The sequence below is a fragment of the Brevibacillus sp. NRRL NRS-603 genome, assembly GCF_003013445.1.
Lineage (GTDB): Bacteria > Bacillota > Bacilli > Brevibacillales > Brevibacillaceae > Brevibacillus > Brevibacillus formosus.
Window position 1 is genome coordinate 13,451 of sequence record NZ_PXZN01000019.1, and the last position, 14,821, is coordinate 28,271.

Consider the following 14,821-nt stretch of genomic DNA (forward strand, 5'->3'; position numbering starts at 1 on the left):
AGGCAGGGGATCACGATGTGGCGGAAGCATTGGGTGGTCATCGCGGCAGTAGGAGTCGTTTTGACTGTATTCTTGACCGTCCGGCCTTGGACAGGGCAGGCTGTCTTAGATGCTCAGGAGCTTGTGCCGATTGACCACAAGCAGGCTGCAGTCACTTACAGGGCCGACGTACAAATCGATATGAACAAGCACGTGGTGAAGGGCATGCTGACGGCTCGCTTTGTCCCACAAGATGACCAAGCTTTTTTTCATTTATATCCCAATGCTTTTTCTGCGAATGCTACTCTCAGTGGAGAGAACTGGGAGGTTGTGCTGGGCAAACAACGTGAGCCTGGCGGTATCAAGATAAGCCAAGTACGGGTAAACGGAAAAAGTGTCGGTGTACAGTATGCAGGTAAGAACAATACGCTTTTACAAGTGCCCCTTCCTGAAAGGACATCGTCTGTTGAGACGGTAGTGGATATGAAATTTCAGCTCGAGGTTCCTTATAACAATGGCCGGATGTCTTACCATGATCATGCGATGTGGCTGGGCAACTGGCTGCCGATTATGGCGGTCAAGGACGCAGGAGGCTGGCGGCTCGATTTTTATTCCGCGATTGGCGATCCTTTTTACTCGGATGTGGCGAATTATCATTTGCGTGTGCAGTTATCAGAGGGGTACCAGCTTGCTACGAGTGGATTGGAGAGCGTGGCTGTCATCACCGAGACGAGACCGCAACGCCTAAAAATCTATGAAGTGGACGCATGGAACGTTCGGGATTTTGCCCTTGTCGTCATGGACAATACGTACCAGCCCATATCTGGACAGGTCGGGGATACTATCGTACGTACGTGGGTGCAGAAAAGTGATGACCCGCAAAACGTAGAACGAATACATGAGACTGCCAAGGAGTCTCTCGACTATTACGGAAAACAGTTCGGGGTGTATCCGTATAAGGAATACGATGTTGTCAAGACAGGAGGTTTCTTTGGGGGGATGGAATACCCGAGCCTCGTTTTTATTGCCCAGGAGTATGTTGACCGTAGCGACGCCATGGGGGAAGCGGTCGTAGCACATGAAACGGCACATCAGTGGTTTTACGGGCTGGTCGGAAACGACGAGGTGCGAGAGGCTTGGTTAGATGAGGGACTGACAGATTATGCGACGATGGTATTTTTGCAGCAAAAGTCCCCTGTACGTTCACAAGCGTATATTCAGATGCGGCTGGACCAAGCGCGTGCAGCGGAAGGATATGCGAACCAAGGAGTCACTGCAAAGTCGTCGGTGGAGGCTTTTCCAGATTGGAGGAGCTACAATGACCTCGTTTATGGGCGAGCAGGTGCCATGTGGTGGAACTTGAAGGAAAAATGGGGAGTCGAACGACTGCATCAGGTGCTGCGTCAATATGTACGAGATCATCAATACAAGCAGGCGAATGGGGAGCAAATTACAGCGCTATTGACTGCAGCTGCCGGGGCGGATGCCAGTCCCTATTTAGATTATTGGCTTCAGGTCGAGCTAGAAAAAGCCGAAGCGGCCAACAATTGGGTAGAAAAAGGCAAACACGAATAATTTTTGATACACTAATTTTAAATGTTCGGAAACGAGGTTGACAGGCAAACTTTCTCCCTGCTACACTGAATATGTTGAGAGAAAACGAGTGCGAATAGCCCAGGCGATGAGAGCGGCGCAAAAAGCCGTTAGTCGGTTGGGTTTTCTTCTGATGTTACAAAACGTAGGGGGCGAAATGGTTCATGCTACAGCCTTTGGTAGGAGTCATTATGGGCAGTACGTCAGACTGGGAAACAATGAAGGAAGCTTGCGCGATCTTGGACGAATTGCAGGTACCGTACGAAAAGAAGGTCGTGTCTGCACACAGAACGCCAGACTTGATGTTTACGTATGCCGAGACTGCTAAAAGTCGCGGCTTGGAAGTCATTATTGCGGGTGCGGGCGGGGCAGCTCATTTGCCAGGAATGGTGGCTGCTAAGACAGAGTTGCCTGTCATTGGTGTACCGGTAAAATCATCCAACTTGAATGGTCTCGACTCGCTTTTGTCGATTGTGCAAATGCCAGGGGGCGTGCCTGTGGCGACGGTTGCGATCGGAAAAGCTGGAGCCATTAATGCAGGGTTATTGGCTGCGCAAATTTTGGGGATCAAATATCCAGACGTACAAGAGCGGTTCGTGCAAAGACGTGATGATGTGCGCAATAAGGTGCTGGAGGCTAGTGAACTCGAATGACAACCAAAGACCGTAAGCAAATCAAACCAGGATCGACCTTAGGAATACTCGGCGGAGGACAGCTTGGACGGATGATTGCTCTTGCGGGACGAGCTATGGGCTACCGCTTTGTCACAATGGACCCGACAGCAGACGCACCATGCGGCCAAACAGCTGATCGGCAAATTGTCGCCAGCTACGATGATGTAGAAGCAGCGATGCAGCTTGCCTCAGTCAGTGATGTCATCTCTTATGAATTTGAAAATGTCGATGCACAGGTGGCTGAAGTGTTGGAGAGCCGCGCTTATGTACCGCAGGGGAGCCGCCTTTTGCGTATCACCCAAAACCGGATTCGGGAAAAGACTGCCATTCGCGAGATCGGCATCCCGGTTGCTCCGTTTTGTGTCGTAAATAGCTTGGAGGATTTGCAGAACGCCGTGCGTGAACTGGGGCTGCCTGCTGTTATGAAGACCGCAACCGGTGGCTATGACGGCAAAGGACAATGGGTATTGAGAAGCGAGGCTGAGCTGGAGGAGGCGTATGAAACGTTATCCAAAGCAGGTACAGAGCTGATAGTGGAACAATTTGTACCATTCCAAATGGAGCTGTCTGTGATTGCTGCACGCAATCCGGCGGGAGAACTGGCTGTTTTTCCAGTGTCAGAAAATATTCATCAGGAAAACATTCTGCATTTGAGCATCGTACCCGCTCGTATTTCGGCTCAAGTAGCAGCCCGCGCGGAAGAAATTGCTCGTACGATTGTAGAAAAGCTGGATGTGGTCGGACTCATTGCAGTTGAGCTGTTTTTGACCGAAGATGGTCAGTTGTATGTCAATGAATTGGCGCCTCGACCGCATAACTCTGGGCATTTTACCATGGATGCTTGTGTGACCTCGCAGTTTGAGCAGCATGTTCGGGCGGTTTGCAATCTGCCTTTGGGATCTACAGAGTTGCTCTCGAGCGTCGTGATGGTTAATATTTTGGGAGAGCATCTACAGCCTGTCATCGATCAGATCGACAAGCTGCCTCGCACAGCCAAGCTCCATTTGTACGGAAAAGCAGAGAGCAAGGCCAAGCGTAAAATGGGGCATATCAATGTGCTCGCCCCTACTGTAGAAGAAGCGCTCACCCTGATTGATGAGCTGAAAATCTGGACGAATACATCGGAGGTATTATCATGATCGAACGCTATTCCCGACCGGAAATGCGCGCCATTTGGACGGAAGAAAACAAATTCAAAGCGTGGCTGGAAGTAGAAATTCTCGCGTGTGAAGCATGGTCCAAGCTGGGCGTCATTCCTGAGGAAGACGTGAAAAAGCTGTGGGATAACGCTACTTTTGACATTAACAGAATCTATGAGATCGAAGAAGAGACACGCCATGATGTGGTGGCGTTTACCCGTGCGGTATCGGAAACCTTGGGCGAAGAAAAGAAATGGGTGCATTACGGACTGACTTCTACCGATGTAGTGGATACTGCTCTGTCTTACCTGCTGCGTCAGGCGAATGAAATTTTGGAGAAGGATATTCAAGACTTCATCGAGATTTTGGCCGACAAAGCACGTGAGCACAAGGATACAGTTTGCATGGGCAGAACACATGGCGTACATGCGGAGCCTACGACTTTTGGTTTGAAGCTGGCCCTGTGGCATGAAGAAATGAAGCGCAACCTGGCGCGTTTTCAGGCTGCGAAAAAAGAAGTGGCGTACGGAAAAATCTCTGGCGCAGTTGGAACATACGCAAACATCGATCCGTTCGTGGAAGCGTACGTGTGCGAGAAGCTGGGGCTGTCGGCAGCGCCTATTTCTACCCAAACCTTGCAGCGTGATCGCCACGCCGAGTACATGGCGACATTGGCACTGATCGCAACTTCTTTGGAGAAATTCGCGACAGAAATTCGCGGTCTGCAAAAGAGCGAGATGCGCGAGGTAGAAGAGGCATTTGCTAAAGGACAAAAAGGTTCTTCTGCAATGCCACACAAGCGCAACCCAATCGGCAGCGAAAACATTTGCGGTCTGGCTCGTGTCATCCGCGGTCACATGCTCACTTCCTATGAAAATGTTTCCCTGTGGCATGAGCGGGATATTTCCCACTCCTCTGCGGAGCGCGTGATTTTGCCAGATGCGACACAAGCATTGAATTACATGCTGCGCCGTTTCATGAACATCGTGAAAAACTTGACAGTGTTCCCTGAGAACATGAAGCGCAATATGGACCGTACCTTTGGATTGATCTACTCGCAGCAAGTCATGCTCAAGCTGATCGAAAAAGGCATGAGCCGCGAGCAAGCCTATGACACGGTACAGCCTCGTGCGATGCAGGCGTGGGAAGAGCAACGCTCCTTCCGTGCGATCGTCGAGGAGGATGCAACGGTCAGCTCTACACTGTCCAAGGAAGAGCTGGATGAGTGCTTTGACTACCGTTACCACCTGAAACATGTGGATACGATTTTCCAACGTCTGGGATTGATTTAAATGCAAGTGCCCTCGAATTTTTCGGGGGCTTTTTTTATTAAGAAGCCGTAGTGGGGGAGAAGCGCATTTCCAGTCTACGCTTCGGCCTACGCCCTGCTGGGGGACTGGAAATGCGCTTCTCCTGCGCAGCTTATTTATAATTGCTTGAAAGTGAATTCAAGGTGTGAAAGTACTACTAAGCAGAAACACCGTATAGCATGAAAACTGCTTTGAAATGACACGCAAAAACGGCTTTAAATGTTCAGTGAAAATAAAGTTTTAGACTGGCCTTAGGCATTAAGCTAACGGGCAGATTTGCGTAATAGCGTAACAAGTTGTTTTAGTAGCATAGTTTATGGTTGTTTTATATGATAGGAATAAACCAAAGGGGAATGTTATGAAACCAATTATGATTGATTTTCCAGATGAGTTTCATACTGAACGATTAGTAATTAGAATGCCAAAACCAGGGGATGGTAAGGTTGTATTTGAAGCCATTAATGCTTCGATAGATGAGTTGAAACCTTGGTTAAAGTTTGTACAAAATGAACAAACCGAATATGATATTGAACTTGCAGTTAGAGAGGCACATGTAAGATTTATAAGTCGTGAAAATCTAAGATTCCTTGTCTTCATGAAAGAAACGGGGCAATTTGTTGCTACGTCAAGCTTACATAACATAGACTGGGATGTACGGAAATTTGAAATTGGATATTGGATAAATACACGTTTTAGTGGCAATGGGTATATGACTGAAGCAGTTGAAGGTATTTGTGATTTTGCTTTTAGTCAGTTGAATGCCCGAAGATTGGAAATACGTTGTGATACTAAAAATACTAGAAGTAAGTTAATACCTGAGCGATTACACTTTGAACTTGAGGGTATTATCAAGAACGAAGATTTATCGGTTGATGGAAGCGAATTGAGGGACACATACATTTTTGCAAAGATACAACGATGACATGTTGGATTAAACTAACGGGGAACGTTAGTTCAACAAAGACAGCGACAGTCTAAGACTTTATTTTTTCAAGTCTTGGGCCGTCGCTGTTTCTTTGTTTAGTCAGTCTAATACTTATTTTTCGAAGGCTAGGCGTTTAAGTCCATAAGAAATGCGTAATATCAAGGTCGCCAGTCTATGACTTTATTTTCTTCGAACATTAAAGACAACTTAAAAAATTCCTTAAGAAATTTTTAAAGATTTCTTTTGAAAGTTGTAACCGAAATGAAACCTCTTCCGTACCTACTTGTGCGAGCTTACAACGAGCCCATAAGTACCTTACAAAAGTGTAAGCTTCCTGAAATATAACTCGATGGTTCCTGCTTCGTTTCGACCGTACAATGAAATCAATTCATACGGATCACGAAACGGGAGATCGATTATGACGACAGCAATCATGTATCCAAAATTAAGTCACCAACAAATTTACGAAGATTACTCTGCTAAAATATATCGCTATTTCCGCTACCGGGTAAAAAACGTCTGGGATGTGGAAGACCTGACAACGACTGTGTTTATTAAGGTGTACTCCAAGCTTGAGCAGTACGATGGCCGCCATCCTTTTGGTGCCTGGATTTTCCGAATTGCGCACAATGCTTTGATTGACTACATGCGCAAGAAGCGTGAGAGTCCGGTGGATCAGGACACATTTAGCAATATGGTCGCAACAGATAAGCTGCCGGAGGAGTGCCTTCTGAATCAGGAGACAACCGAGGGTTTATGGGATAAGGTGCACACGCTGACAAAGGATCAACGCAATGTGATCGCCCTGCGCTATCTCGGAGATTTGCGAATGAATGAGATCGCGGAAATCTTAGGTAAGACAGAGGCTTCGGTGAAAATCTTGCACTTCCGTGGGATTAAGAAGCTCCAGCAATTGATGACAGAACAAGCTTAAGGGGGGGCAACAGTCCTGCCCTTTTTTTATTGAGGAGCTGTAGTGGAGAGAAGAATATTTCCATGCTAGGCTCCAGGCTCCGTCCTGCTGGGGGTTGAGACTGTCCGCTCCGAAGGGATTCGCGAGGAAACGCAAAAGTGGTAGCCGCTTCGTCGCTTGGGCACGGTTGCGTTTCTTTTGCCCGCGAATCCCTTCTCCGCTCAGTAGGACTCCACAAGTCGCTACGCCTGGAAATATTCTTCTCTGTCGGTACTGATGACATCCTTACATTCTTTTAAGGCTTTTAAAAACCGATTAACACAGAAAGCTCGTAGAGGAAACAGGAGAAATAAGCGAAGATCTTAGGGACACCGACCGAGGCGGAATGAAAAAAAGAGAAACAAGCTCTTAGCGTCCACCTCTGAGAGGCCCTCAGAATGGGCGACTTTGGACGCGGGTTTCGCTTTTTTTCATGGAGCCGGGCAGTCAATCCCACAGCGGGTGGACCTAGAAGCTGAGCGTTTTCTCCTGTTTCCTCCCAGCACTACAGCAACAAATAGAGATTCCTATTATGTAGCTGCGGTAGGGAGAAGAATATTTCCATGCTAGGCTCCAGACTTCGTCCTGCTGGGGGTTGAGACTGTCCGCTCCGAAGGGATTCGCGGGGAAACGCAAAAGTGGTAGCCGCTTCGTCGCTTGGGCACGGTTGCGTTTCTTTTGCCCGCGATTCCCTTCTCCGCTCGGTAGGACTCCACAAGTCGCTCCGCCTGGAAATATTCTTCTCTGTCGGTACTGATGACATCCTTACATTCTTTTAAGGCTTTTAAAAACCGATTAACACAGAAAGCTCGTAGAGGAAACAGGAGAAATAAGCGAAGATCTTAGGGACACCGACCGAGACGTAATGCAAAAAGCGAAACACGCCTTTAAGCGTCCACCTCTGAAACACATCCTGAAAGGACCACTTTGGACGCGGTTTCGCTTTTTGCATGGAGCCGTGCAGTCAATCCCACAGCGGGTGGACCTAGAAGCTGAGCGTTTTCTCCTGTTTCCTCCCCTCCACAACAGCAACGTACACCAAGTTTTTTTAAGTGGACATCTAAACGCTAAAGGCTTGGCGTAGTCTAGTTTTCTAATGGTATAGTAAAGAATAAAATGGAGGAGACTCAAGACGAGAGGAGTATGAGTGATGTCCACAATTATGATTGTAGAAGACGACCCGAAAATCAACCAGCTGCTGCAAGAGCAACTGGAAAAATACGGATTCCAAACAGTCAATGTTGAACATTTCGATAGAGTCATGGAGGTATTTACCCAATCGCGCCCTGATCTGGTTCTGTTGGATGTGAATCTACCGAAATTTGACGGATTTTACTGGTGCCGGCAAATGCGTCAGGAGTCCAACTGCCCGATCCTGTTCATCTCAGCACGAGAAAGTAAAATGGACCAGGTGATGGCCTTGGAAAATGGGGCCGATGACTATATCACAAAGCCGTTTGACTACGATGTGGTATTGGCCAAAATCCGCAGTCAGCTCCGCCGTGCTTACGGACAATATGCTCCGCAAGAAGGGGAGCGAACGGTTGAAGTGGCGGGGCTCAAGCTGTTTTTGGAGCGAATGGAGCTGTCCATGTACGATACCAAAATTGAACTGAGCAAAAAAGAAGCGTTACTGCTCGAAGCCTTGATGAATCAACATCCACGTGTCGTCAGCCGTGAGCGTTTGCTAGAAAAGCTGTGGGATGAACAGTTTGTTGATGAGAACACGCTGAATGTCTACATCACACGCGTGCGCGGCAAGCTGAAGGACTTAGGCTTAGAGGGAGCTGTCGAGACTGTTCGCGGTTCTGGTTATCGCTTGCGTGCGACTTGGGAGGAAGCACAATGAAGCTGTTCCTTCGAGATCAATGGCCATTCGCAGCGTTTTTTCTCGTCCAATTGATCTTATTGATTATGATTTTTGCGATGGATGGGTACTGGAATGAATCATTGATGATCTACGTCATGTTTTTATCTGTTTTTTTCGCGGGGGCTTTTCTCGCCATCCGGTATTTGTCTCACCGCACAATCTATCAGCGACTGAGCAAGCCGGTAGAGTCATTAGAGGAGCTGACCCAGACATACGGGAATTCACCGTTGTGCCGCGCGATGGATGACATCAGTCAGGAGCAGTACCGACTTTACAAAGAACAGCTTCATGCCTATGAAAACAAGCAACGGGACCATACGACATTTATTCAGCAGTGGGTTCATCAGATGAAGACACCGATTTCGGTTATTCATCTGTTGCTGCAAAATGAAGACGATCCAACAGCTGAGAGCGTCCGTGAAGAAGTGGACCGGATCAAGCGTGGACTGGAAACCGTTTTGTACATAGCTCGCCTCGACCGATTTGAACAGGACTTCCTGATTGAGCCCGTAACTCTGCGTTCCTTGGTGCAGAATGTGCTGGCTGAAAACAAGCGGCTGTTTATTCGCAACCAGGTGTATCCCGAGGTAAAAGTGGATGAAAATTGGAGAGTGGAATCGGACGATAAGTGGCTTGCTTTTGTCCTGAACCAATTGTTGACGAATGCCGTTCGTTATTCAGCAGGGAAAAGCAACAAGGTCACCATTCGTGCTTATGAACGCGGAGGACATGCCATACTGGAAGTGCAGGATTATGGAATCGGGATCCCTGCCGAAGATATTCACCGCGTGTTCAAGCCGTATTTTACGGGAGAAAACGGGCGCAAATACCCTGAGTCCACCGGGATGGGTTTGTACTTGGTGAAAGAAATTTGCGGGCGGCTCCATCATGGGGTGGAAATGGAATCAGAAGTGGGCGAGGGGACAACCGTACGTATCGTCTTGTCTGCCGTCGTACCAACCTTACAAGAAAGTAAGGTAGCTGAAAGTTAATTCGATAGTTGCACTATGCGCACTTTCGTATAGTTGAAGAGGTAGTTCAAAAAGTCGTCTTTTGATCACGAAGTAATTAAGAAAGCTCATTCGACATCGAAAGAGGCGTTCACCTTTAAAGTCTGGTGCTCATGTAGGTTTCTACACTCCGCTCCTCCTTTTGCAGGTTCACGCTTCTTTCTCGGTGCTGAAAAGACGACTTTTTGAACATGCACTTGAATTTGGAAGTGCAAGAAAGGGGAATGGCGCATGGAAATGCTTGCTGTAAAAAGCTTGAGTAAAATATACGGGGGCAAGGTAACCTACCGCGCGCTGACCGATATCGATTTTTCGATTCGCAAGGGCGAATTCGTCGGTATTATGGGCCCTTCAGGCAGCGGCAAGACTACGCTATTAAACATGATCTCCACTATTGATACACCAACTTCTGGTGCGGTTCTTTTGAACGGTACGAATCCGCATCATTTAAAAAAGGATAAACTCGCTCTGTTTCGTCGTCGTGAGCTTGGTTTTGTGTTTCAAGATTTCAACCTCTTGGACACGTTGACGATCGGGGAAAATATCGTGTTGCCGCTGACGCTGGACAATGAGAAAGTATCGGTGATGGAAGAAAAGCTGCAAAGTGTTGCGGAGAAGCTAGGGATTCAGGACATATTGGAAAAGCGGACCTTTGAGGTATCTGGGGGGCAACGCCAGCGGACGGCCATTGCCAGGGCGATCATTCATTCCCCGTCGCTTTTGCTCGCTGACGAGCCTACAGGAAATCTTGATTCCAAGTCTTCGCGCAATGTGATGGAGACACTGGAAGCGATCAATAAGAGAGACAATACCACCATGATGATGGTGACGCATGATGCTTTGGCGGCCAGCTATTGCCATCGGGTGATTTTTATTAAAGACGGGCAGCTCCATAACGAGATGTATCGTGGTGAGAGTCGACAGGTATTCTTCCAGAAAATTATTGACTCATTGTCGTTTTTGGGAGGGAACACCTATGACCTTTCGACAATTCGCGTGTAATAACGTTGTACGAAATAAACGGATTTACGCTGCGTTTTTCATGAGTAGCGTTTTTTCTGTCCTCATTTTTTTCGTCTATGCGATGTTCATTTTTCATCCGGAAATTATCGGACAGGAGATTCATGAATCCGTAGCCACTGGGATGATGGCAGCTGAGTACGTTATTTTTCTGTTCTCCTTCTTCTTTCTCTTTTATTGTGTTGGTGCTTTCCTGAAAAAGAGGGAGAAGGAGTTCGGCATTCTTTTTATCCAGGGCATGACACCGTTACAGCGGAACATGCTGATTTTTATGGAAAACATGCTGATTGGCATTGTCTCGATTGCCATTGGGATTGGGCTCGGGCTGGTTCTCGCCAAGCTGTTTTTCCAATTCGCCGGATTTTTGCTTGATGTAAAAGCACTCGGGTTTTACTTCCCGTGGAAAGCGATCGGTTTGACAGTGGTGGCGTTTCTCATCTTGTATGCAGCCATTTCGCTGTTTACCGTCCTCGTGCTACGAAGCCGCAGTCTGTTGGATCTGTTGCAAGGAAGCGGTCGGCCTAAGCGTGAGCCGAGGGCATCGTTAGTGCTGTCTCTGGTCGCGGTAGCTTTGTTGGGAATGAGCTATGCCTTAGCCCTCACTGCTGACGGCGTGAATGTACTCGTGCTGATGCTTCCGGTCATTGCACTGACGACTGTAGGAACGTACCTGTTGTTTACTCAGCTGAGCGTCATCTTCATCGATTTTCTAAAGAAGCGCCGATCTTTCTATTGGAAACGTACGAATCTCCTGACGCTCTCTGATCTGGCCTATCGGATGAAGGATAATGCCCGGATGTTCTTTTTGGTCAGCATCGTCTCTACCGTTGCTTTTTGTGCGATTGGCACGCTGGCAGCGTTGGCTGGGTCGATTCAGATCACGGTGATGAAAACACACCCGTTTGCGTTTGAATACCAGTCCAAAGAAAGCGATGCGGAGAGAGCGAAGCATCTGTCGTTAATCGAAACGAGCTTGCAGCAAAGTGGCTTTTCCTTCGAAAAATATCAAGTGGCTATGCGAGTTTTGCCCGAACGGGTTCAGGAGGAAAGGGTCGGAGTAGTCAAGCTGTCTGACTACAATCGGCTGGCGGTAGCTTCCAATTCGACTGTACTCGAAATGACGAATAAAGAGGCCTTCGTACTGCTCAATTGGATTGGTGATTCGGTAGCGAGCAAAACGCTGCAAGTGGGGAAGGCACAGCTCGCAGTCAAAACAGATACGAATATGACTCCATTGATCAGAGGGATTGAATTTGAGCGATTGGTTGTCGTGCCGAATCAGGTGTATGACCAGCTTCCGAAAATGAAGGAAGAAGAGCGCTTTGTGTACGAGGTGCCAAGATGGAAGGAAACGCAGGATCTTAGTCTCAAGCTTCAGGAAGATATTAGTCATGTCGAAGATAATTACTCGTTTTCAGCTCGTGCGCCCTACTACCACTCCATGAAACAAATGGCGAACATGGGACTCTTTATCGGGTTGTTTGTGGGCGTGTTGTTCTTTGTAGCCGCGGCAAGCTTTCTCTATTTCCGTCTGTACACGGATCTGGAATACGACAAAAGGCATTACGGAGCACTTTCCAAGATTGGTCTCACGGATGCGGAGTTGACGCGGATCGTTACGACTCAGGTTGCCCTGTTGTTCTTCGTGCCGATTGTGGTGGCCATTATTCACAGCATGGTGGCGTTCGTTTCACTGCAAAGCTTGTTGAAGCTGATTCTTGTCGCGTCTGTGTTTAAGCCGACTGCGATTGTGTTATGCAGCTTCGTTGTTGTTCAAGGTGTGTATTTCTGGATTATTCGAAACCGTTACTTGTTCCATTTAAAGCAATCAATGAACCGCTAGTGACTTTTTCCAGCATGTCCAGATGAGCAGGAACATAGGATAAAAGGAGAAGGATGCGAGGGGGCAAGCGGATGGAACGAGAGACGTGGATGGGGCAAGCCGTACAGATAGCGTTTGAAAATGTACGTGATAAAACAGGCGGACCATTTGGAGCCATTGTCGTGAAGGACGGGCACGTAATCGGGCGAGGACGCAATGAAGTGACGGCGAGCAATGATCCTACGGCACATGCCGAAATTCAAGCCATTCGAGAAGCATGTCGTCATCTCCGGACCTTTCAGTTAAACGATTGTGACTTATATACGAGCTGTGAGCCGTGTCCGATGTGTCTGGGAGCCATCTATTGGGCCAGACCGCGCAATGTCTATTACGCTTGCACGAAAGAAGATGCGGCGCATGTCGGTTTTGACGATCAGTTTATTTATGAACAGATTGTTCTCCCTCATGAAGAGCGCAGCATTCCTTTTCAGAGAATAGATCTTGCGAACAGACGGAGTCCATTTGAAGCATGGTCTCAATCTCTGGACCGTATCGAATATTAATAGAGAGCCTCTCCTAGCGGAGCAGGTTCTTTTTTTCGTTTGAAATTGTCAGATAAACTATTGCGCTATGTCGAAAGTCGTATTATAGTAGCAACAATATTTGTGGAATTCGACCAAATTTTATAAAATTAAGCTGAGATAAGGTTGTGTATTGTTAAAAAAAGACGAATAAAGGTGTGTTTGTATGGAGGAAACTTTTCGAAGATCACTTTATCCTGAATTAGATGACATCGACTATGGGATCATTCGAGCCTTGCAAGTAAATGCGCGCTTGCCGTTTACTCAGATTGCAAAAGATCTCGGGGTCACGGAAAAGACAATCCGCATGCGCGTCCAGCAATTGCAGGACGAAGGTGCCCTGAGTCTGGTCGGTATTGTCAATCCAGTCAAGGCAGGGTTTCACGTACAGGCGATGATTCAAGTGGCTGTGGATGCGGAAAAGCTGGATGATGTGGTTGCTGCTTTAACGGATACCGTAGAGATCAGGCTCATCGTACTTACTTCTGGTGAATATCAGCTTTTCACACAGGTGCTCGTAACAAGCAATGAAGAATTATCTCAATTTTTGATCAAAAAACTGTATAAGATTCCTGGCATCTCCAAAACGAATGTCATTAACGAATTGAAAATACTGAAGTCCAAATACAACTTTATCCGCTAGTTAGGCAAGGATGGAGGTACAGCTATGATTTACTGGCAATTATTTCTCGCCTTTTTCCGCATCGGAATCTTCGGGTTTGGGGGAGGACCTACGATGGTTCCTCTCTTTTACACCGAATGTGTGAAAAAGTACAAATGGGTGACAGATGAGGACTTTTCCGACAATCTGGCGCTCGGCAACGCTCTACCAGGGCCCATTGCGACCAAGCTGGCCGCATTTATCGGCTATCGGGTAAAAGGCTGGAAGGGTGCATTGGTGGCAAACATCGCAGTAGTGATGCCAATCGTCCTTGTGATGATCGGTTTGCTGCAAGTCATATATCAATGGAAGGATGCGCCGGGTGTATACGGCATGATCCAGGCAATCGGTCCGGTAATCGCAGTCATGACAGGCGTCCTTACATGGGAATTCCTTTCAAAGGGCTGGAAGGGGGCGTCCAGTAAAACAGGTGTGAGCCTTTCCCTCGTACTCTCACTCGTAGCGTTGCTCTTCCTTGATTGGCATCCGGGCATTGTAGTAGGGATTGCGCTGGCCGTTTCATTTGCCTACTCTACTTGGTCTGTCCGCAAGCGCAAGGGCAAGGACGGCAAGGAGGGAGTCGCATGATCTACCTGCAACTATTTTGGGCCTTTTTCATCTCGAACATTTTGGGGTACGGGGGAGGACCACCGAGCATCCCCTTGATCCAAAATGAAGTGGTTGACCATTACCAGTGGATGACTGTACAGGAGTTCGGAGAAATGCTGGCTGTGGGAAATGCGTTGCCCAGCCCAATCGCGACCAAACTCGCTGGATACATTGGCTATCAGGTAGCGGGTGTACCAGGGGCAGTAGTCGCATTATTTGCAACAGTTGCTCCGACAGCGATCGCGATGGTCTTGCTGATGGGTTTTATCAACTTATTCCGCAGTGCTCCACAGGTAAAAGCGATGACCCAGTCGGTACGGCCAGTCGTTACTGTCTTGCTCGGAACGATGACGTATCAATTCCTGATGGGAGCAGTCGAAGGCATTGGCTGGATGCAAACAGGAATTTTGACAGTGGCATCCTACCTTCTGCTCGAAACATGGAAGGTCCATCCCGCTTTTGTCATCTTGGGAGCGATGGCTTACGGGTTTGTTTTCATCGGCTAGGAAAGTTTACATACGCTGGTGGCAAGAAAAAGCACAGGGCTCGTAGACCTTGACAACGCCTACCCAGTCGGAACTTCAAAAAGGGGACCACGTTTGTCGAACACTTCTTCCTTGAGAAACGTCCGCCCGTAGGGTGGCTTTGGCTCGACGGTCCCTTTTTAAACGTATAG

At 47.8% G+C, this 14,821-nt stretch carries 14 protein-coding genes; all 14 read left to right on the forward strand.

Annotated elements, in window-relative coordinates; all coding sequences use genetic code 11:
- Positions 1-15 precede the first annotated feature (15 nt).
- The 14 genes from C7R94_RS17985 to C7R94_RS18055 all read left to right on the forward strand — a co-directional run bounded on the left by C7R94_RS17985 (position 16) and on the right by C7R94_RS18055 (position 14,651).
- A complete protein-coding gene (locus tag C7R94_RS17985) occupies positions 16-1,554 on the forward strand; it encodes a M1 family metallopeptidase (RefSeq protein ID WP_106783407.1) in 1,539 nt (512 codons plus the stop codon).
- A 182-nt stretch (positions 1,555-1,736) separates the two neighbouring features.
- Positions 1,737-2,225, forward strand: coding sequence for a 5-(carboxyamino)imidazole ribonucleotide mutase (gene purE, locus C7R94_RS17990; RefSeq protein WP_012684280.1), 489 nt, complete (start codon positions 1,737-1,739; stop codon positions 2,223-2,225).
- The gene (gene purK, locus C7R94_RS17995; RefSeq protein WP_106783409.1) at positions 2,222-3,385 is read left to right on the forward strand and encodes a 5-(carboxyamino)imidazole ribonucleotide synthase; all 1,164 of its coding nucleotides are present in this window, start codon (positions 2,222-2,224) and stop codon (positions 3,383-3,385) included. The genes purE and purK overlap by 4 nt, the downstream gene beginning before the upstream one ends.
- The gene (gene purB / locus C7R94_RS18000) at positions 3,382-4,677 is read left to right on the forward strand and encodes an adenylosuccinate lyase (RefSeq protein WP_047072425.1); all 1,296 of its coding nucleotides are present in this window, start codon (positions 3,382-3,384) and stop codon (positions 4,675-4,677) included. The genes purK and purB overlap by 4 nt, the downstream gene beginning before the upstream one ends.
- A 376-nt stretch (positions 4,678-5,053) precedes the next feature.
- Positions 5,054-5,617 (forward strand): GNAT family N-acetyltransferase, encoded by a 564-nt coding sequence (locus C7R94_RS18005; protein ID WP_047072424.1) that lies wholly within the window; start codon positions 5,054-5,056, stop codon positions 5,615-5,617.
- A gap of 421 nt (positions 5,618-6,038) precedes the next feature.
- Positions 6,039-6,554 carry a sigma-70 family RNA polymerase sigma factor gene (locus C7R94_RS18010; RefSeq protein ID WP_047072420.1) on the forward strand — a complete coding sequence of 172 codons (516 nt, stop codon included), beginning with the start codon at positions 6,039-6,041 and terminating at the stop codon, positions 6,552-6,554.
- Between the two features lie 1,168 nt (positions 6,555-7,722).
- Positions 7,723-8,421, forward strand: a complete 699-nt coding sequence (locus C7R94_RS18020; RefSeq protein ID WP_106783414.1) for a response regulator transcription factor — start codon at positions 7,723-7,725, stop codon at positions 8,419-8,421.
- On the forward strand, positions 8,418-9,434 hold the full coding sequence (locus C7R94_RS18025; RefSeq protein WP_047072416.1) for a sensor histidine kinase: 1,017 nt from the start codon (positions 8,418-8,420) through the stop codon (positions 9,432-9,434). The genes C7R94_RS18020 and C7R94_RS18025 overlap by 4 nt, the downstream gene beginning before the upstream one ends.
- Before the next feature lie 249 nt (positions 9,435-9,683).
- The gene (locus tag C7R94_RS18030) at positions 9,684-10,454 is read left to right on the forward strand and encodes an ABC transporter ATP-binding protein (protein WP_047072415.1); all 771 of its coding nucleotides are present in this window, start codon (positions 9,684-9,686) and stop codon (positions 10,452-10,454) included.
- Entirely contained in the window at positions 10,429-12,315 is a 1,887-nt protein-coding gene (locus tag C7R94_RS18035; RefSeq protein WP_106783416.1) for an ABC transporter permease, read from the forward strand. The genes C7R94_RS18030 and C7R94_RS18035 overlap by 26 nt, the downstream gene beginning before the upstream one ends.
- 71 nt (positions 12,316-12,386) lie before the next feature.
- A complete protein-coding gene (locus tag C7R94_RS18040; RefSeq protein WP_047072413.1) occupies positions 12,387-12,857 on the forward strand; it encodes a nucleoside deaminase in 471 nt (156 codons plus the stop codon).
- 184 nt (positions 12,858-13,041) lie between these two features.
- Positions 13,042-13,518, forward strand: coding sequence for an Lrp/AsnC family transcriptional regulator (locus C7R94_RS18045; RefSeq protein ID WP_047072412.1), 477 nt, complete (start codon positions 13,042-13,044; stop codon positions 13,516-13,518).
- 24 nt (positions 13,519-13,542) lie between these two features.
- Complete coding sequence (locus C7R94_RS18050) at positions 13,543-14,124, forward strand: chromate transporter (RefSeq protein ID WP_047072410.1); 582 nt, start codon at positions 13,543-13,545, stop codon at positions 14,122-14,124.
- Complete coding sequence (locus C7R94_RS18055) at positions 14,121-14,651, forward strand: chromate transporter (protein ID WP_047072409.1); 531 nt, start codon at positions 14,121-14,123, stop codon at positions 14,649-14,651. Before C7R94_RS18050 ends, C7R94_RS18055 begins: the two co-directional genes overlap by 4 nt.
- The last annotated feature ends 170 nt before the right edge of the window (positions 14,652-14,821 follow it).